The organism is Blautia hansenii DSM 20583 (genome assembly GCF_002222595.2).
Lineage (GTDB): Bacteria > Bacillota > Clostridia > Lachnospirales > Lachnospiraceae > Blautia > Blautia hansenii.
The window spans coordinates 2,262,182-2,280,229 of sequence record NZ_CP022413.2 but is presented as its reverse complement, the minus strand read 5'-3'; the positions used below and the strand labels follow the sequence as shown (position 1 = coordinate 2,280,229).

The 18,048-nt window shown below is 36.2% G+C and carries 20 protein-coding genes and 1 pseudogene; 19 read left to right on the top strand and 2 right to left on the bottom strand.

Annotated features, from left to right (window positions below; translation table 11 throughout):
- Window positions 1-8: 8 nt before the first annotated feature.
- The 5 genes and pseudogenes from CGC63_RS11565 (at window position 9) to CGC63_RS11545 (ending at window position 4,226) form a co-directional block, all read left to right on the top strand.
- Entirely contained in the window at window positions 9-497 is a 489-nt protein-coding gene (locus CGC63_RS11565) for a GNAT family N-acetyltransferase (protein ID WP_009247730.1), read from the top strand.
- Between the two features lie 91 nt (window positions 498-588).
- Window positions 589-726: pseudogene (locus CGC63_RS11560) on the top strand (helix-turn-helix domain-containing protein); the annotation flags it as partial.
- A 204-nt stretch (window positions 727-930) separates the two neighbouring features.
- Window positions 931-1,353, top strand: coding sequence for a hypothetical protein (locus CGC63_RS11555; RefSeq protein ID WP_003019499.1), 423 nt, complete (start codon window positions 931-933; stop codon window positions 1,351-1,353).
- A gap of 170 nt (window positions 1,354-1,523) precedes the next feature.
- Window positions 1,524-2,729, top strand: a complete 1,206-nt coding sequence (locus CGC63_RS11550) for a hypothetical protein (protein WP_003019501.1) — start codon at window positions 1,524-1,526, stop codon at window positions 2,727-2,729.
- A gap of 330 nt (window positions 2,730-3,059) precedes the next feature.
- The gene (locus CGC63_RS11545; RefSeq protein ID WP_003019503.1) at window positions 3,060-4,226 is read left to right on the top strand and encodes an XRE family transcriptional regulator; all 1,167 of its coding nucleotides are present in this window, start codon (window positions 3,060-3,062) and stop codon (window positions 4,224-4,226) included.
- 591 nt (window positions 4,227-4,817) lie between these two features.
- On the opposite strand, the gene CGC63_RS11540 is transcribed toward CGC63_RS11545, so the two are convergent.
- Complete coding sequence (locus CGC63_RS11540) at window positions 4,818-5,006, bottom strand: hypothetical protein (RefSeq protein ID WP_003019506.1); 189 nt, start codon at window positions 5,004-5,006, stop codon at window positions 4,818-4,820.
- Between the two features lie 90 nt (window positions 5,007-5,096).
- On the opposite strand from CGC63_RS11540, the gene CGC63_RS11535 reads away from it, so the two are divergent.
- From CGC63_RS11535 to CGC63_RS11470, 14 genes are all read left to right on the top strand, one after another.
- Window positions 5,097-5,306 carry a hypothetical protein gene (locus CGC63_RS11535; protein WP_002303258.1) on the top strand — a complete coding sequence of 70 codons (210 nt, stop codon included), beginning with the start codon at window positions 5,097-5,099 and terminating at the stop codon, window positions 5,304-5,306.
- A gap of 111 nt (window positions 5,307-5,417) precedes the next feature.
- Entirely contained in the window at window positions 5,418-7,031 is a 1,614-nt protein-coding gene (locus CGC63_RS11530; protein WP_003019515.1) for a recombinase family protein, read from the top strand.
- 37 nt (window positions 7,032-7,068) lie between these two features.
- Window positions 7,069-7,701 (top strand): hypothetical protein, encoded by a 633-nt coding sequence (locus CGC63_RS11525; RefSeq protein WP_003019517.1) that lies wholly within the window; start codon window positions 7,069-7,071, stop codon window positions 7,699-7,701.
- A 67-nt stretch (window positions 7,702-7,768) separates the two neighbouring features.
- Window positions 7,769-8,008, top strand: coding sequence for a sodium ion-translocating decarboxylase subunit beta (locus CGC63_RS11520; RefSeq protein WP_009246422.1), 240 nt, complete (start codon window positions 7,769-7,771; stop codon window positions 8,006-8,008).
- A gap of 24 nt (window positions 8,009-8,032) precedes the next feature.
- Window positions 8,033-8,368 (top strand): nucleoside triphosphate pyrophosphohydrolase family protein, encoded by a 336-nt coding sequence (locus CGC63_RS11515; protein WP_003019519.1) that lies wholly within the window; start codon window positions 8,033-8,035, stop codon window positions 8,366-8,368.
- A 295-nt stretch (window positions 8,369-8,663) separates the two neighbouring features.
- Window positions 8,664-9,284 (top strand): hypothetical protein, encoded by a 621-nt coding sequence (locus CGC63_RS11510; protein WP_009246421.1) that lies wholly within the window; start codon window positions 8,664-8,666, stop codon window positions 9,282-9,284.
- 61 nt (window positions 9,285-9,345) lie between these two features.
- Window positions 9,346-9,966, top strand: a complete 621-nt coding sequence (locus tag CGC63_RS11505; RefSeq protein WP_009246420.1) for a hypothetical protein — start codon at window positions 9,346-9,348, stop codon at window positions 9,964-9,966.
- Between the two features lie 243 nt (window positions 9,967-10,209).
- On the top strand, window positions 10,210-11,421 hold the full coding sequence (locus CGC63_RS11500) for a matrixin family metalloprotease (RefSeq protein WP_003019525.1): 1,212 nt from the start codon (window positions 10,210-10,212) through the stop codon (window positions 11,419-11,421).
- Window positions 11,422-11,438: 17 nt separating this feature from the next.
- The gene (locus CGC63_RS11495) at window positions 11,439-12,065 is read left to right on the top strand and encodes a hypothetical protein (protein ID WP_009246419.1); all 627 of its coding nucleotides are present in this window, start codon (window positions 11,439-11,441) and stop codon (window positions 12,063-12,065) included.
- A 143-nt stretch (window positions 12,066-12,208) separates the two neighbouring features.
- On the top strand, window positions 12,209-12,622 hold the full coding sequence (locus tag CGC63_RS11490) for an EamA family transporter (protein WP_003019529.1): 414 nt from the start codon (window positions 12,209-12,211) through the stop codon (window positions 12,620-12,622).
- Between the two features lie 88 nt (window positions 12,623-12,710).
- Window positions 12,711-13,334: a glycerol-3-phosphate acyltransferase gene (locus tag CGC63_RS11485; protein WP_003019531.1), complete on the top strand. Its 624-nt coding sequence runs from the start codon at window positions 12,711-12,713 to the stop codon at window positions 13,332-13,334.
- Complete coding sequence (locus tag CGC63_RS11480) at window positions 13,331-14,449, top strand: MGDG synthase family glycosyltransferase (RefSeq protein WP_003019533.1); 1,119 nt, start codon at window positions 13,331-13,333, stop codon at window positions 14,447-14,449. The genes CGC63_RS11485 and CGC63_RS11480 overlap by 4 nt, the downstream gene beginning before the upstream one ends.
- Before the next feature lie 138 nt (window positions 14,450-14,587).
- Window positions 14,588-15,040 carry a MarR family winged helix-turn-helix transcriptional regulator gene (locus tag CGC63_RS11475; RefSeq protein ID WP_003019535.1) on the top strand — a complete coding sequence of 151 codons (453 nt, stop codon included), beginning with the start codon at window positions 14,588-14,590 and terminating at the stop codon, window positions 15,038-15,040.
- A 2-nt stretch (window positions 15,041-15,042) separates the two neighbouring features.
- Window positions 15,043-16,413, top strand: a complete 1,371-nt coding sequence (locus tag CGC63_RS11470) for an MATE family efflux transporter (protein WP_003019537.1) — start codon at window positions 15,043-15,045, stop codon at window positions 16,411-16,413.
- Window positions 16,414-16,479: 66 nt separating this feature from the next.
- On the opposite strand, the gene CGC63_RS11465 is transcribed toward CGC63_RS11470, so the two are convergent.
- Entirely contained in the window at window positions 16,480-18,048 is a 1,569-nt protein-coding gene (locus tag CGC63_RS11465) for a mannitol dehydrogenase family protein (protein WP_003019538.1), read from the bottom strand.

Here is an 18,048-nt window from a genome sequence, read left to right as displayed (position 1 = left end):
AAAATATTTTGGTTATATTGCAGATTGACGAAAATAATGTAGATGAAACAGCGACGTTAGTTGCTGACTTTCGAGTGGAATTAAATTCTTATAAAGGCATAGAAGCTCGACCGGATATTCAAGAAGGAAAAGAAGATTTGCTTTATTTTTTAAAAGCTCAATATCCTGTTTTTGTTGCAAAAGAGGATGGAAAAGCTGTCGGATATCTTGTATGCAGGATTGAAGATGAGGTTTTATGGGTAGAACATCTTTTTGTAAGCCATGATTATAGAAGAAAAGGTATTGCTTCTTTGCTGTTTCAAAAAGCAGAAGAAATTGCCGAGTCAATGGGACAGGAAACCGTTTTTAATTATGTGCATCCCAATAATGACAGAATGATAGAATTTTTACGCTCAAAAGGCTATACAGTATTGAACTTGATTGAAATCCGAAAGCCTTATAAAGATGAGAAAATCAGCACTACGATTAAGGTGGATAAGCATACGTTTGATTATTAAGAGGATTTTCTGAGGAAATGGCCAATTCTCCAGCTGTTCGATTGTCAATTTGTGTGTTCTAAGATAAAATTGGCATACGGAGGTGGTAGAAATGTTTGAAATTGACAAGCAAAGGTTTGGAAAATTTGTGGCGGAGCTGCGGAAAGAGAAAGGTGTTACTCAGAAAGAGCTTGCAAAAGAATTATTTATATCAGATAAAGCAATTAGCAAGTGGGAAACGGGAGTTTCCCAAACAAAAGGATATTAAGGAATAACCTGTGTTTACCTGCTTGCAGAATACTGGTGTATAAGAGAATGGCACTTGAAATATAGTGTCTTTTTCTATATCTAATAAATTTTCATTAGATAACTGAAAAAGAATGACTGTTCATTTCTAGCGTGATATAATTTATATTATAGAGAACGATAAATTAGAATTTGACGGGGAGGTCTCATGAGGACAGAATATAAACACAATCCGCCCATTCCATATAGTCTGCATGATATGCGAGTCAAAAAGATTATAATTCAAGATCAAACAATAGCACTTGAATTTGAGGACGGATATGAAAAACTTACAGAACCTTTTGAACAGGTCGAGGGAAACATCACAATCGAAGGTGTGGATTTTGATTGTACCTGCGTGATGTTGCAGAGCAAATGGGGAAACTATGGAAAATTCAACGGTGAGAAATTAGAACTGGAACACTTTATAAAGAGATACAAAAACTATAGCTTTGAAATTGTAAATGAATTATATGGGTATAATCAAGTATTGTATTCTGGTTATTTATCTATCTTAGAAACAGAAGATTTAGTTCAAATGGACATTTCAATTTACTTTACGGGCAAAATTATTTACGATACAAAAGAGTAACAAATTCCAGCTTGTAGAACTAAAAATGTGAATTTGTTTGATGTTAGTAATACAAGAATTTGAAGTTTCAGAGGTAAAGATAATTTATATCTTCATATAAAGGGAAATGTAATTGTTAAAATAGCAAAATCAAAAGAAGTTAAAATTAATTTAAAAAGGATGGATGAGAAATGATGTATGGTATTATCGCTGTTGCACTGATATTTATACTTGCTAATTTACCTCAATATATTAGAAAACAGCTAACAGAAAAAATCGCTGATGAAAGCAGTAAAGCTAAAGAAAATTTACAAACTTCACAATTAAATTTTTTAACAAAGATAGAATGGCTTAGATTCTTTCCATTGAAAAAAATTTTACTAGGAGTAATTTGGCTTTTTTGCCTATTTTATGCTGTAAGAGGAGTCTTTATGACTATTAACGATCCTCGTGGTATATTTATATTCCTCACAGTTTTATTTTGGCTCATCACTATTTTTACAGCACGCAAGATATGGCGATATATTAAATTATCTTATCACTGCGTACCTGTATTAAATCATATCAAAACAAAAGAGGAATTAAAGGAATCTCTACAAGGTGAATGTTTTGAAAAAGTATTGTTTGAGCACAATATATTACGAAAATATTTCCCTGTCCTTATTAGTGAAAACTGGGTAGTTATGAACGGTCGTCTTTTTCCAAGACACGGAGTTGAAAAAATATATTATTTACACGAAAGCCCTGTTTGGAATTATGAACAAATTAGGTTTATATATTTTAATGGTGAAGAATATCTATCTCCTAGTGACAAACAAACTGCTGATGAACTTCGTCAAACAGAAATATCAAATTTGCTACATAAAATATGCCCAGTAGTTATTGAAAAAGCAGAGCAAAAAACAAATACATCAAATAAAAAAGATAAATCTATTATTTACTGGAATATGAATTATAAAGGTAAATTTAGAAGAACATTATGGATGATACCTTTTGTCATTATCTTATGCATTTTACTGCCACTATGCTTAGGAAGTTCTTGGATTATATACGATATAATTATGGTTGTAATTTTAATATGGCAGCTTTGGTATACCTATAACAAAATGAAGTTTGAAGAAAAAAACTTAAATGAGATAGATGAAAACAATAATAAAAAATATACGATAGCTATGAAAAATGTTCATATGTACGATTATCTTCTTGCAATAAAAGATGAAACGCATATCTACAAAGCCATCATTGAAGCAGTACCTGATGAAAATGATAGCATGATGATTTGGCTAGATGATTTTAATTTTCCACAAGCAGAGATTGAGGACATAAAAAAAGAAATAGAACTATACTTTAAAGCAAGAAATATTACTTGCATATTCAAAGCCGGTAAAAGAGCATAGACGGAGTGATCCAGACACGGCGGTGGGAAAATCTCTTAGATTTTTCCGCCGTTTTTAGTGGCTGGTTCACTTCGGCAGTTGAGCGAGCTTGCGAGCGAACATCAAGCCCCCGTTATCTAACAGGGGGGTACTATTACAAAAGACAAGAGCAAAAACAAATACAAAACTGCTGATATGCAACGATTTATAAAGTTATAAGAACTTATTTCACTTCACACCCTATTCTTTTTACCCGACAGGTCTAAAACAGCATATCAATAGAAAATAAATATAAGATACAAGGTGTATGCTCCTATGAGTATATGCCTTTTTTGATTGGAGGAATAAAGCATGAATGATATAAAATTTATTGAAACATTAAAACAAAAGAGAAATGCCTGTGATTATTCGCAATCACGACTGGCACTGGAACTACAAATCAGCAGGCAGAACTTAAATGAAATTGAAAACGGAAAAACAAAAGCCAGTAAAGAAATGAAACATATACTTCTACATTATCTTGATTATTGTAATTGTACACAGCCTTTCACTTTAACGATTGACTATCTGCGTGTTCGTTTTCCTACCACAGACGCATTGGAGATTATAAAAAATGTACTGGCAATGAAAAGCGAATATTTTATACATGAAGATTATGGAATGTTTGGTTATGAAGAACAGTATATCTATGGGGATATTAGTGTAAATGCTTCTAAAGATAGTTCTATGGGTGTTTTATTAGAATTAAGAGGTATGGGGTGTCGGAACTTGGAATATGTTTTACAGGCAAGAGGGATAGACTGGTATTCCTTTTTAAGCTGTTGTATAGATTATCAAGGCGTTTTTAAACGTATAGATTTAGCAATCAATGATATGGGCGGATTGCTGGATATAGAAATTCTAAGGGAACGCTATTATGCCAACAAGGTATGGAAACGTTCAAGAACCCATGAAGCAGTAGACAGCGGAAAATTATCGGGTACAAATGGAGATACTGCAAAAACTTTTTATATTGGTTCAAAGAGTAGTTCTATTTACTTTTGCTTGTATGAAAAAGAAAAGGAACAAAAAAGCAAGGGCATAAAAACAGACATTAAGAACCGCTTTGAAATTCGTTTGAAAAATGGAAAAGCAGAACAAACGATAGAACAACTTGTTTTTTCAAGAAATCCCGAACAGACCATAGCAAATCTTATCCTCACACAAATAGATTTTCCCGATTATATTTTATGGGATATATTTTTAGATAATGTAACGACTTCACTTCCATTTATTATGACACCTGTTGCTGTCAATATGGATAAAACAAAACGCTGGTTAGAAAGACAGGTCATGCCCTCTTTATTGATGATAAAAGAGATTGAAAAGAAAACAGGAGCAAAGTATCTGGAAGAAATCGACAGGCATACAAGACTAACAGAAAAGCAGGAATTAAAAATCAAACAAATGACAACAGATATAGCAGATATGATTGAGAAAGATACCGCTGTTCCACAAAGGAATGACGGTATTTTTTAATTTCTTCAAAAAATCTGCAACAAAACGGCTACTTGTGTACAGATATGGTGCGAGGAAAGGAAATCTAACTTTTTAAATAAGGTCATAAAATCTTCCTTTGGTGTACAGATACGGAATGTAAGAAGAAATTGAAATTTTTTTGAAAAACCTGCAACAAAATAAGACTTCTATTCCTTATATGGTGCGAGGAAAGAAAATCGAAACTTTTTTTGAAAACAGGTCATCAAATCGGTGGTTGCTGTCCTTATATGGTGTGAAAGAAGAAACTATTTTCATTTTTAACTTAACAATCCGTAGTTTCCGTTCCCTATATGGAGCAAAGAAAATCTTTCATTCCATTTTTGGCAGGAACGGTAGTGTATGGGGAGTTAGGGCGTGGAAAGAAAAACAATCTTTTTTCATCATCAACTTAGCAAACCGATACTTGCTATCCCTATATGGTGCATGAAAAGAAGTTAAAATTTTTCTATTTCAACTTAGCAAATGGACGTTTGCTGTACAGATAGTAGTGAAAAAGGGAAAAAGTTTTGAATTTTAGTTACATTTCTCCTCTTTTCCAACGCGGTATATAGGAAAGATGATTTTCTTCTTTCAATCGTTCTTTGACAACTGAATAAAGCAATTCAATACGTTTGACAGACAGCGAGCCGTTGAAACAGATACGCCATGACCTTTCCCCTGCAAAAGCGAGCGATAACCTATCTGTGTTCTTGTAAAAGACTTGTCCTCTTTTATCGCTATGACCTGTGCTGTCAGATAATGATACTCCCGTACAGCCACAGCTTGAGCGTTCAGAGCGTCGCACGCAATGGGTACGGCTACATAAGAACTATGCAGAGGTGGAACTCCTGTGGGCTATGACAAAAGCCGTTGAATTGCTTAGAAAGATTTTACAGAAAGGGGGTATGTGTTATTGATAATGCTGTAAAAACAATTCAAAAGAAAAATGGCAAGTGTGGCATTGGCAACAGAGGAAAGACAAAGATTGTTGTAAAAGAGCATTTTTCCGAAAAGGGAAAGACAATGGAAGAACTTCTAACGGATGTCATGTTGGAAAAAGCAAAGCAGACAATCGCATAAAATCGGTGCAGTTGTAAGAAATAGATTGAATGACAAAAAGTACCCGTGTTATACTTTACTTGCAAGCAGGTATTGTAAACACGGGTTAGTTATAAAGGAGGATAACTGACAATGAAACAACAGATTTACAATACTGCACTTTATCTTAGGTTAAGCCGAGATGATGAATTACAGGGCGAAAGTTCCAGCATTACCACACAAAGAAGTATGTTGCGTCTATATGCAAAAGAACATCATTTGAATGTGATTGATGAATATATTGATGACGGCTGGTCGGGAACAAATTTTGAAAGACCGAGCTTTCAAAGAATGATTGAGGATATAGAGGCAGGAAAAATCAACTGTGTTGTAACAAAAGACTTATCACGACTTGGCAGAAATTATATTATGACAGGGCAATATACTGAATTGTATTTTCCCAGCCATAATGTCCGTTACATAGCGATTGACGACGGTGTAGACAGCGAAAAAGGCGAAAGTGAGATTGCACCATTTAAGAACATCATCAATGAATGGGTAGCAAGAGATACGAGCCGTAAAGTGAAATCAGCGTTTAAGACAAAATTTGTAGAGGGTGCGTATTATGGGGCTTATGCTCCGTTAGGATATAAGAAACACCCCGACATCAAAGGGAAACTGTTGATTGATGATGAAACAAAATGGATTATTGAAAAAATCTTTTCCCTAGCTTATCAAGGTTACGGAAGTGCAAAAATCACAAAAATACTGCGAGAAGAAAAAGTCCCGACAGCGTCTTGGCTGAATTTTACAAGGTATGGTACTTTTGCTCATATCTTTGAGGGAAAGCCCGAAAGCAAGCGTTATGAGTGGACGATTGCTCATGTAAAGGCGATATTGAAAAGTGAAGTCTATATCGGGAACAGCGTTCATAATCGACAGTCAACCATTTCTTTCAAAAGCAAGAAGAAAGTACGAAAACCCGAAAGCGAATGGTTTCGAGTAGAAAACACGCATGAACCGATTATTGACAAGGAAGTGTTCTATCGTGTACAGGAGCAGATAAAATCAAGGCGTAGACAGACAAAGGAAAAGGCAACGCCGATATTTGCAGGGCTTGTCAAGTGTGCGGATTGTGGTTGGTCTATGAGGTTTGCGACAAATAAGGCAAATAAAACACCGTATAGTTATTATGCTTGCAGTTACTACGGGCAGTTTGGTAAAGGTAATTGTTCTATGCACTACATTCGTTATGACGTGCTGTATCAAGCTGTATTGGAACGATTGCAGTATTGGGCTAAGGCAGTACAGCAGGACGAAGAAAAGGTATTGCATAAGATACAGAAAGTCGGCAATGCAGAGCGAATACGGGAAAAGAAGAAAAAGGCAAGTGCCTTGAGGAAAGCCGAGAACCGACAAAATGAGATTGACCGTTTATTTGCGAAAATGTATGAAGATAGAGCCTGTGAGAAGATAACGGAACGAAACTTCATCATGCTGTCGGGGAAATATCAAAAAGAGCAGATAGAACTGGAACAGCAGATAACCAACCTAAGAGAAGAATTAAGTAAAATGGAACAGGATATGATAGGTGCTGAAAAGTGGATTGAGTTAATCAAGGAGTATTCCGTACCAAAGGAACTGACAGCACCATTATTAAATGCAATGATAGAAAAAATCCTTATTCATGAGGCAACAACGAATGAGGAGAACGAAAGAATACAGGAAATAGAGATATACTACCGATTTATTGGAAAAGTAGATTGATAAAGAGGGTTCATATCTTTAACTAAGGGAAAGCGGAGTGAGTATACCGGATACAGCCTTATTAGTTCCATTGGCAAATTTATTAGGTGTTTCTGTTACGGAACTTCTAATGTGCGAAAAAATGGAACAAGGTGATACATTAGAAACAGATAAGGTGGAAAAGATTGTTAAAACGGTAATTACTTATTCAGAAGAAAATCCCAAAAGAGCATATCAAGAGAAAAGTCACCAAAAATGGATTGCTCTATATATTTTATCTTTTTTAGCAGGCAGTGTTGGAACTTTTTTTAATGGTATAACAAAGCGACCATGCTTAGAAATATTAGGAATAACATTGCTTTTGTATGCTATATTTGGAGGATACTTTTGTTGTTTTGTAAAAATTAAGTTGCCTCGATTTTATGACGAAAATAGTGTCAATTTTGTACATGATGGTGCATTTCGTATGAATATGGTAGGTGTTAAATTTAATAATCGTAATTGGAAATATATTGTAAGGACAACCCGTATTTCTATGTGTTTATCCATGATAAGCTTACCTATTATCAATTTTTTTATGGGAAGTATAATGCCAAAAGGATGGAATAGTAGTGGAGCAGCCATATTATTAGTAACATTTTTTTGCAGCATTTTTCTTCCCATGTATATAATGGGTAAAAAATGTGAATGAGAAGTATATGTGAATATAGATGTAATAGTGAGAAACCGGAATAATGATAAAACAGGAGGAGAGGAAAATGAAAAAAATCCATGGTATTGTTTTAGCTATAATCGGAATTATAGCAGCATTATTTGGTATTGTGTTAAGGCTAAAAGAAAATACAGCCATATCTATTATTGGCGGTGCAGATGGACCGACTTCTATTTATGTTGCCGGCAAAATCAGCAATGTTCCGGTGACAATTAGTGTTATTTTGGGTATTGTTTTACTGGTAATTGGTGTTTTCGTAATTATAAGAAACTATAAGAAAAAATAAGAATTTATTGGAGAAGGAAAGAAAATGAATGTGAATGAATATCAAACATTAGCAATGACTACACTTAATCCGGAACTTGATAAAAGGGAAGTTTTAATTAACAGTGTAATGGGATTGTGCGGAGAAGCAGGAGAAGCCATTGACATTGTGAAAAAGTGGATGGCGCAAGGACATGAATTAGATAAAGAACATTTGAAAAGCGAGCTTGGCGATATTGCGTGGTATTTAGCGGAGGCGGCTACGGCGTTAGATATTTCTCTTGAGGAGGTTTTTCAGGCGAATATTGATAAACTGAAAAAGCGATATCCTAAAGGTTTTGATGCTGAAAAGTCATTGGTTAGATTAAAGGGAGATATATAAATTTTGATTTAGAGAATGGAATTTGGCATCACTAGCAGGTTAAGCAAAGCGGTGTAAAGTGAATTTCATTTTCTTCTCTAAAATACGAAAATTACAGGTTGCAGCAGACGGTTTTTGGTAACTGTCTGCATTTTTTTATCATAGTTGAAGTAGTATCATTCAGGACTTGACGTAGAGGAATTACTGAATTTCAGCTATTATTGTAAAAACTGGATTTTAGAGATTATTAAAATAAGGTGAGATATTGTGACTGAAATCCGTAGTATAAAGGTAAGAGAGAAGGGAGGAATGAGTTATGAAATCAAAAATATTGTTCGTATGTATGGGAATTGTTTTATCTTTGGCAGGCTGTGGAAGCAAAGAAATCGAAATTGCTGAAGCAATGGGGTGTTATACGATTGATGTGTACTCATATGAAGAACTGGCAGGAGATGCGGATTATGTTATGATAGGAAAAGTAGTGGAGGAGTTAGGGGTTAAGTATGAATTTCCTATCATGACAGAAAATGAGGATGGCACACCAAAAGAATTATCTAAGCCGTATACAGAATACAGCGTTGAAGTGATAGAAAATTTAAAAGGAGAACTTTCTCAGGAAGAACCAATAATCATATCAAAAGATGGAGGAATAACAAAGGATGGAAAATTTTGTGAATTGCACGAATGTGATGTTTTACCCGTAGAAGGAAATGAATATGTATTTTATATCTATGCACAGAAAGACGGAAGCAATTTGGCTTCCGGTCCCAATTCTTCCATACCATTAAGTGATAATCACAAAGAGTTATCTACAATAAGTGAAGAAGCTATGCTGGATAGGGAAAGCATTTTGGAAAAAGTAAGAAACGGTGTTGCAAATCAAATTGATACAGGCAGTGAAAAAGGAATTTCAAAAGATGATGCTTCTGTAAAGTGAACATTCTGGTAAAGTTTTAGGATATTGCGTATAAGAAATATTGAGAAGGGAGAATTGTGTTATGAAATCAAAAATATTGTTCGTATGTATGGGCATAGCTTTGTCTTTGGCGGGCTGTGGAAATAAAGAAATTGAAATTTCTGAAGTGATGGGTTGTTATACGATTGATGTGCATTCTTATGAAGCGCTTGCAGGAAATGCAGACTATGTTATGATAGGAAAAGTGGTGGATGAGTTAGGAGTTGATTATAAATGGCCAGTCATGAAGGAAAATGAAGATGGCACACAGACAGAATTAACCAAACCATATACAAAATACAGCGTTGAGGTGATAGAAAACTTAAAAGGAGAGCTTTCTCAGGAAGAACCAATAATCATATCAAAAGATGGAGGAATAACAAAGGACGGAAAATTTTGTGACCTGTATGAAAGTGATACTTTACCAGTAGAAGGAAATGAATATGTATTTTATGTTTATGCACAGGAAGACGGAAGAAATTTAGTTTCCGGTCCCAATTCTTCCATTCCATTAAGCGATAATAGGAAAGAATTGTCTACAATAAGTGAAGAAGCTATGCTGGATAGGGAAAGCATTTTGGAAAAAGTAAGAAACGGTGTTGCAAATCAAATTGAAACAGACAGAGAAAAAAGAAACTCAAAAGATGATATTTCTGTAAAATAAAAATAATTATAAAAATATACACAAAAATAATTTTAAATTATTAAAAAATCAAAAAAATATTTGCAGAAACACATAAAAATTGTTATAATTTAATAAAAGTAAAATAATTAAATATAAAACATAAGTAGATAGGCACTGAATTGTATTATAGAGAGATTTCAGTGCCTATTTTATATCAGGAGGGGATGCCGATGGATTGGATTTATTACTAAGGTATAATTTATAATAGTGAGAGGTGGAAATATGGGAAAGAAAAAAATATTTATAGCAGCAGTAATGTGTTTATTAGTGATTTCGGTTTCAGTTCAGGGAAGTAATGATATAAGAAAGGCAAAAGAAAGTGATAAAAATTCAGATAACGGAATAGTTGAGAAAAATATTACTATAAACTATGAGAAAGAATTTTGTAATGGTATAGATGGAATTGATGAACCTTATAAAAGTAACGGGATAACACTTTTTACGATTTCCGGAACATGGATACAAGAAAACAATGGAAAATGGTGGTATCGGCATGACGATGGTACATATACTTGCAATGGATGGGAGGAAATAAATAGTAAGTGGTATTATTTTGATGCAGAAGGCTGGATGGTGACAGGCTGGATAGAAGTAGACGGACATTGGTATTATACGGACCAATGGGGAGCGATGTGCACAGGCTGGATAGAAGTAGACGGACATTGGTATTATATGGACCAATGGGGAGCGATGTGTACAGGTTGGATAGAAGTAGATGGACATTGGTATTATATGGATCAATGGGGAGCGATGTGCACAGGCTGGGTAAAAGTAGATGGACATTGGTATTATATGGATCAATGGGGAGCGATGTGTACCGGCTGGGTAAAAGTAGACGGATATTGGTACTATATGGACCAATGGGGTGAAATGTATACAGGTTGGCTTTATATGAAGGGCGAGAGATATTATTTGAACGAAAATGGAGTTATGATAACCGGAAAGTACAATATGTGGGATCAAGAAACTAAAAAATTTAAAGACTATTATTTTTCTTCAGACGGTAGATGGGAATATACAGTGTCATTGATTACATGGGACTTGGTTGACAGTGGAAAGCATCTGGATTGGAGTGGAAAAACAAAATATTCGAGTTATATTACAACTGCTACAAAGAAATGGAATGCCTATAAAAAGGGGATAATCCGTAAAGATACAGTATCTACAATGAAGGATGTAACTATATCTGATTATTATGATGATAAGGATACTTTATGGGGAGAAACATCTAAGAATGGGACAATAAGATTTAATATTTATAATATGGATAAAGACGATGATGCGGGTAGATTGAATACAGTAATGCATGAGTTTGGACATGCTCTTGGGTTAGGGCATAATGAACGAAAAGATGTTATGTCTAAATTCAGCAATGTAACAGAACTGACAGAAAATGATAAAAAGTCTTATGATGCTGCGTATAGGAAATATTGAGAAGGGAGAATTGTGTTATGAAATCAAAAATATTATTTGTATGTATGGGTATTGTTTTATCTTTGGCAGGCTGTGGAAATAAAGAAAAAGAAATTGAAATTTCTGAAGTGATGGGGTGTTATACGATTGATGTGTACTCCTATGAAGAACTGGCAGGAAATGCAGATTATGTTATGATAGGAAAAGTGGTGGATGAGTTAGGGGTTGATTATAAATGGCCTGTCATGAAGGAAAATGAAGATGGTACACAGACAGAATTAACCAAACCATATACAAAATACAGCGTTGAGGTGATAGAGAATTTAAAAGGAGAACTCTCTCAGGAAGAACCAATAATCATAACAAAAAAAGGTGGAATAACAAAGGACGGAAAATTTTGTGACCTGTATGAAAGTGATACTTTACCAGTAGAAGGAAATGAATATGTATTTTATGTTTATGCACAGGAAGACGGAAGAAATTTAGTTTCCGGTCCCAATTCTTCCATCCCATTAAGTGATAATCACAAAGAGTTATCTACAATAAGTGAAGAAGCTAGGCTGGATAGGGAAAGCATTTTGGAAAAAGTAAGAAACGGAGTTGCAAATCAAATTGATACAGGCAGTGAAAAAGGAATTTCAAAAGATGATGCTTCTGTAAAGTAGATAAATAGGCATTACGAAAGGTGGGAGATATAGACTCTCACCTTTTTGTGTAGGGAGGTCAATAAAAGCAGATGAATGATTGGGGTAAAATGTGGTATAATGTTTACACGTGATAATGTTTACAAAATAGGAGATGAGAACGTATGTGGTTTGTTTTTGCTTTATTATCTGCAATTTTCGCAGCGCTTACTTCAATCCTTGCAAAAGTGGGAATTAACGGAGTAAATTCTAATCTGGCAACAGCAATCCGAACTGTTGTTGTGGTAATTATGGCGTGGGGAATGGTGTATTTAACGAACGCACAGAACGGAATAAGTGGAATAAGCAGAAAAAGCTGGATTTTTCTTATTCTTTCAGGGCTTTCCACAGGGGCGTCATGGCTCTGCTATTACAGGGCATTGCAAATAGGAGAGGCATCGAAGGTTGTGCCTGTTGATAAGTTAAGTGTTGTAATTACAATTATTTTGGCAGTAGTATTTTTACATGAAAAGCTTACAATAAAGTCCCTCATAGGCTGTGGGCTGATTACTATCGGAACATTATTTATGGTAATGTAAAGAACGTTTCAAAAAAACAGATGAAGAGAACTTCAAAATGTGGTAGAATACCCCATTATACAAATGTGAAAAACAGAAGGGGAACTCAATGTTAATAGAATACATATTTTATATTGCATTAGGTTATTTGTCAGGAAGCCTGATGTTTGGATATGCAGTGCCGAAACTTATTAAGGGAATTGATGTGAGAAAAGAAAGCAGTGATGGAAATCCGGGAACTGCCAACGCCTTTCTCTGTGGCGGAGCTTTGTGCGGAATTTTAGTTTTGCTAGGAGATATTTTGAAGGGATTATTGCCCGTATACATGGCAGGAAAACATTTGGGAACAGAGTTTATGGGCTTTGCGCTTATTATGGCAGCGCCGGTATTTGGCCATGCTTTTCCCTTAGCAGGAGGAAAGAAAAACGGAGGAAAGGGAATTGCGGTTTCCTTTGGAGTGCTTATTGGTTTATATCCGTTCTTGACAAATTTGTGGCTTTTGATTTTCTGGTATCTGCTGTTTTCTGTGGTTATTCGGATTAACCCGCACAGCTATCGGACACTGATTACCTATATTTGTTGGACAGTCAGTGCCTTGATTTGTAAGGTGGCGCCCGCTTTGTGTATAGGAAATATGTTGATTTCCTTTGTGATTGTAGATAAGCATAGCGCAGATTTAAAGAACAGAAAAGAAAGACAAATATGTTTTGGAATTAGGAGAGCAAATCGATGAAGGTTTTAATTTTATCCTGTAAAACAGGAGGCGGACATGATGCAGCAGGATTGGCAATGAAGGAGGCGCTGGAAGCAAAAGGACATGAAGCAATTTTGTTGGATTATCTTACCTTAGCGGGACAAAAAGTGTCTCAGACAGTGGGAGATGTGTATGTAAATACGGTAAAAACAGCGCCCCATGTTTTTGGAGCAGTTTATAAGCTGGGCATGGTAATCAGCAGGATAACGAAGAAATCTCCTGTCTATTATGTCAATGCCAAAATGGGAAAATATTTGCAGAAATATTTGGAAGAAGAAAAATTTGACGCTCTTTTAATGCCTCATTTATACCCTTCGGAAACCCTTACTTATATGAAAAGACAGGGGATAGAATTGCCGTTGATGGCAGCGATTATGACAGATTATACCTGTATTCCTTTTTGGGAAGAAACCAGGTGTGATTACTATATAGTACCTCATGAGGATGTTGCAAAGGTTTGTGAAAAGCGTGGAATACCGGAAGAAAAGCTGCTTTCCATAGGTATTCCGGTCAGTGATAAATTTACAAAAACAGCGGAAAAAGATAAGGTGAGAGAGTATTTAAAACTACCAAAAAACAAAAGATTTTTTCTTGTTATGGGCGGAAGTATGGGGGCAGGTGATTTAGAAAAAATGACAATACAGTTGGAAAAAAAACTGGAAGCTTCCGATGAAATTATTGTTATTTGTGGAAATAATAAAAAGATTTTTCAGAAGATGAAGAAGGATTATCAACACCATGAAAACATACATATTGTAGGGCAGACAAAGCAAATGTCCTTATATATGAAAGCCTGTGATATTCTGTATACAAAGCCGGGAGGATTAACTTCTACTGAGGCAGCAGTTTCCGGTATTCCTATTGTACATACCTCACCGATACCGGGATGTGAAACAGAAAATAAGAAATTTTTTGTGAAATATGGAATGTCCATTGCACCGAGAACAATAGAGAAACAGGTAGAAAAAGGAATAGAACTTTTAAATAATCCGGAGAAAATTCAGAAGATGAAAGCAGCACAAAAGATTTATGTAGATAAAAATGCAGCGCAGAAAATTGTAGAACTGTTAGAAAAACATAGTATAAAAAAATAAAGCAAGGAGTAAGAAAGACTGTTATTTGGCAGTCTTCTTTTAATTCCACGGAAAAATTTTTCTTATGAAATTAAATACTTGACAAATCAATTATAAGAAATTAAAATATCAGTTGACTTATCAAGAAAGGAGCGGATTATGGAAAACAGAGCTTTGGGTAAGAGCATTGCGATTTTGCATCGCAGAGAACAGAAATATATGATTTCAAAAATGAAAGAGCTGGGAATAGGTTATTCCGGTTATAATTTTCTGCTTTACTTGGAAATTCATTCAGGAAGCAGTCAGAAGGAAATGTGTGAAGCGTTGGCAGTGGATGAGGCTCTGGCAGTCAGAACAATGAAACGGCTGGAAGAGACAGGTTTTATTATCCGCAAAAAATCGGAAAAAAACGGAAGATGTTACGAAATCCATCTGACAGAAAAGGGGGCAGACACCGTTCCAAAGCTGAGAACGTTTTTGTTTCAGTGGTGGAGTCAGGTAACCCAGTGTTTAACAGGAGAAGAAAAGGACATTTTGCTGTCAAGCCTTGAGAAAATGGCAGTACAGTCAGAAGATGTTTTAAAAGACATAGAAGAAAAGAAAGGCGTGTGAGTATGGAAAATAAAAATACAAATCCTCTGGGAACAGAGAAAATCAGAAGCTTACTGATGAAGTTTGCAATCCCCAGTATTATTGCAATGCTGGTCAGCTCCCTTTACAATATTGTAGACCAGTTTTTTATTGGACGAAGCGTGGGAATGTTGGGAAACGCAGCTACAAACGTAGCCTTTCCTCTTACCATTACCTGTACTGCATTGGCGCTTCTGTGCGGAATTGGAGGCGCAGCTAATTTTAACCTTGCAATGGGAAGGAAGGAGAAGGAAAAAGCGGTTTCTTTTGCAGGAGGAGCCATTGGCATGATGCTTCTGGCAGGTGTGGTTCTTACGATTGTGGTAACGCTGTTTTTAAAACCTATGATGCTTGCTTTTGGAGCAACCGATAATGTGTTGGATTATGCACTGACTTATACAGGAATTACCTCTTTGGGATTTCCTTTTCTTATTGTAACCACAGGTGGAAGTAACCTTATCAGGGCAGACGGAAGTCCAAAATATTCCATGATTTGTACATTGGCAGGAGCGATTATCAATACAATTTTAGACCCGTTATTTATCTTCACCTTTGATATGGGAATGGCAGGTGCGGCATGGGCAACCATTATCGGACAGGTAGTTTCAGGAATTATGGTTTTGGGCTATCTGGCAAAGTTTAAAACAGTGCACATTCCGCTGAAAGCGCTGCTGCCTTCTAAGGCGTCATGGCTTCCGATTTTAACTCTTGGAATTGCTCCGTTTTTTAATCAGATGGCAATGATGATTGTGCAGATTGTCATGAATAACACCTTAACTTATTATGGCGGACAATCCTCTTATGGAAGCGAAATTCCCATGGCATGTGCGGGAATTATATCAAAAGTAGGTATGATTTTCTTTGCGATTGTTATTGGGATTTCTCAGGGAATACAGCCGATTATCAGCTTTAATTATGGTGCGGGAAACGGAAAACGAGTAAAAGAAACTTATAAAAAAGCGCTCACGGCGGCCATTCTTATTTCTACGGCAGCGTTTCTTTTGTTTCAAATTTTTCCGAGAGAAATTATCTCTATTTTCGGTTCGGGAAGCGAAGAATATTTTACTTTTGCAGAGAAATTTTTCCGTATTTATTTGTTTTTCACCTTTATTAACGGAATACAGCCGATTACTGCAAATACCTTTACATCCATCGGAAAATCGGGAAAAGGCGTGTTTCTTTCTCTTACAAGACAGATTATTTTTCTGCTGCCTTTGTTGATTATCCTTCCGATTTTCATGGGAATTGACGGTGTTATGTATTCTGCTCCCGTAGCGGACGGAATTGCAGCAGTATTTTCTGCTTGGTTTATGTGGAAAGAATTTAAAATTATAGACAAACAAATGCCGAATTAAATACATATTAATTAGATGAGACTGCCGTATGGGATATCATTTCCGATGCGGCAGTCTTTTAGCTGTTTACAGTGATTTTTCAGTGTTTAGATACTTCTTTAATGTGTTTCTGACGCCTCCCGGGGAAGCGATTTCTTCTATAAACATTTCTTCGATTTTTTCTCCAATTCCTGCTTTATATAAATCTACTCCGAAAATGGAAGCATCTGAAAGAATGGTTTTTAATTGACCGCAATAAGACTTTGGATTTTCTATTTCGATGCCTCTGAGTGATTGAGTCAGCATGGGAAGCATAGGGTCGGGAGAAAGCTCAAAGGGATTTCCTTTATCATCTACACCTATAAGGTATCTGCACCATCCTGCGATGGCAAGAGGAATAGCTGTTAGTTTGCTTGCAGTTCCGTATTTTTTAATGTAGGCCTTGATGGTTTCACCGTAGCGAATTCCCACTTTTTGTGAGGTATCGGTTGCAATTCGCTGCGGGGTATCCGGCATAAAAGGATTGGGAAACCGGACATTGATAACTTCGTCTGCAAAGGCAGAGGGAGATAAAATACCGGGGTCTGTAACCACAGGCATGCCTTCGGTTAATCCGATTTCATGCACGAATTTGCTCAGCTCGCAGTCCTTCATTTCATCTGCAATAGAGGTATAACCCAGAAGGCAGCCATATACAGCTAAGGCTGTATGGAGCGGGTTCAGACAGGTGGTTACCTTCATTCGCTCCACCTTATTTACAGTGTCTCTGTCTGTGAGATAAACACCTGCTTTTTCCAGAGGAGGTCGGCCGTTTGGAAAATTGTCTTCGATTACCAGATATTGCGGAGCTTCTGCATTTACAAAGGGAGCAATGTAAGTCTTTTTAGAAGTAATCATAGGCTTCATATTTTCTACACCGCTTCTTTCCAAAGTCTTGCAGACGGAGTCCGCAGGTCTTGGTGTGATTTTATCAATCATGGTCCAAGGGAAGGAAATTCGCTTCTCGTCCGAAAGATAGGACAGAAATCCTTCCTTTACAGAACCCTTTTCCTGCCATTCTTTTGCCGTATCTAAAACAGCTTTTTGCAGTTTTTCACCGTTATGGGAACAGTTATCCATAGATACAAGGGCGAGGGGCGCTTGATTGGCTTTGTAACGTTTGTAAAGCAAGGCGCATACAAGGGATATGGCAGAGCTTGAATCTTTTAGGGCATACCCTTTTTCTGTAATGGTAAAAGAAACCATCTGCAAGGAAGGATTGATAAAAATTTCTTCTAAACGCTTACAATCTTCCGGAAAATCAGGGCTTGCCTTGTAAGCCTCCGTAAGAGAGCCCAGCACCTTTTTATCCATAGAACCATCTGATTTTAAAGTGACAGCCAGTACCAGATTGTCAAAGGGCTTATAGATTTTATCAATAACATCAAAATCAAAGGTTTCCACACAGGCAATTCCTGTCTGCATTTCCCCCGCAGACAGCAGAGTGTCAGCCAGACCGCCCATGAAAATTCGGAAGATATTGCCTGCACCAAAGTGTACCCATACAGGATTTTCTTTTGTGTTTTTTCTGATTTTTTCTATATCGTAGGTAGGAAGCGCAATGTTTGCAGCCTTCCAATCCTCTTTTTTCTGAATACCGTTTAATGTTAATTGCAT